This is a genomic window from Streptomyces sp. NPDC087845 (assembly GCF_044742755.1).
Classification (GTDB): domain Bacteria; phylum Actinomycetota; class Actinomycetes; order Streptomycetales; family Streptomycetaceae; genus Streptomyces.
Window position 1 is genome coordinate 1 of record NZ_JBIUVC010000055.1, and the last position, 1,154, is coordinate 1,154.

General features: G+C 66.9%; 1 protein-coding gene. It reads right to left on the bottom strand.

The features are described 5' to 3' along the window. Positions 1-1,029: transposase (locus tag ACIOMQ_RS41430; protein WP_402192906.1), on the bottom strand; the 1,029-nt coding region annotated here is incomplete at its 3' end. Positions 1,030-1,154: the final 125 nt, after the last annotated feature.

The following is a 1,154-nucleotide window of genomic DNA, read 5'->3' on the forward strand; positions in this document are numbered from 1 at the left end:
GAGCCGGTCCACATCGGCAGCGGTGGCATCGCAACGTGACCACCACAGCCAGACCGGCTTGGGGTCCCGGTCCCCGGGCAGATGGCCGACCCGGAGGTGGACCACTGTGCCTGCGATGACAGGTAGTTCACTCTCGGGGTAGTCGGCCCACGCCGAGCGGCGGACCAGCAGCGGGTGCAGCTGACCCCAGGCGCTGGCGGTGGCCAGCCCGTAGCGGGTGGTTTCGGTGACCGTGGTGATCGCCGGAGCGGGCCAGGTGGTGGCGTCCTCGAACTTGAATTCCGGTCCGCGCTTGGGTTTGCGCCCGCGCTTGCCAGGTGGCTGGGGCGGTGGCGGGAAGTACAGGACGCGGTCCGAGCGCATCCGCCCCAGCAGTTCGACGGGCAGGTCGGCGAGCAGGAAGGCCAGACGGGTGACGTCGTAACCGGCATCCATGACGACCAGGACGGGAAGGTCACCGTCCGTCCACTGCCCTGCCGCACATATTCGCTGGACCACCTCCCGGATCTGGGCCGCAGTGACGGCGATCTCGTCGTCGCAGGGACGGAGCCGGATCACATCCAGGATGGTGGTCCACGAGGTCCGCCCGGGTTCCAGGGCGGCTACGAAGGAGTAGGGCCAGCCAGGGATCATCTGGGCCGAGCCCTTGCCCCGGCCATAGGTGTGGCAGAACAGCCGGTCCGGGCTGGTGTTCGCGTCCGGCCGCAGCCAGTTGCTGACATCGACGGCCAGGACGATCCGACCGTCCGCAGCCCGGGGCAACGCCAGTCCGGTCAAAGCCCTGCGCAGCCGCGCCACATCCAGCCGCCCACAGTTCAACCCGCCATACAGGGCACCATGACCACGCCGGTGTTCAGGAGCCAGTGACAACTCGACCAGCGTCTTCACCGGACCGTCCGTGCACAGCAGAGCGTCGACCAGCTCGAACAACTCGTCGCCCCGCGCTTCCAAACAGTCATAGAGGTCCCGGCGAAACCCGGACAACACACCAAGTGGGTCGACGCGGGCGACCTCGTCCAGCACACTCATTCACACGGCCGTTCTGTGACGCTTCGAAGCTCGACACTCCGAAGAATCACGGGCGGCCGTGCCCGTTGTCAGGCAAACGGCGAACCCTAACAAGCAATGATCTTGCCGCGATTAAACGCCAAGCT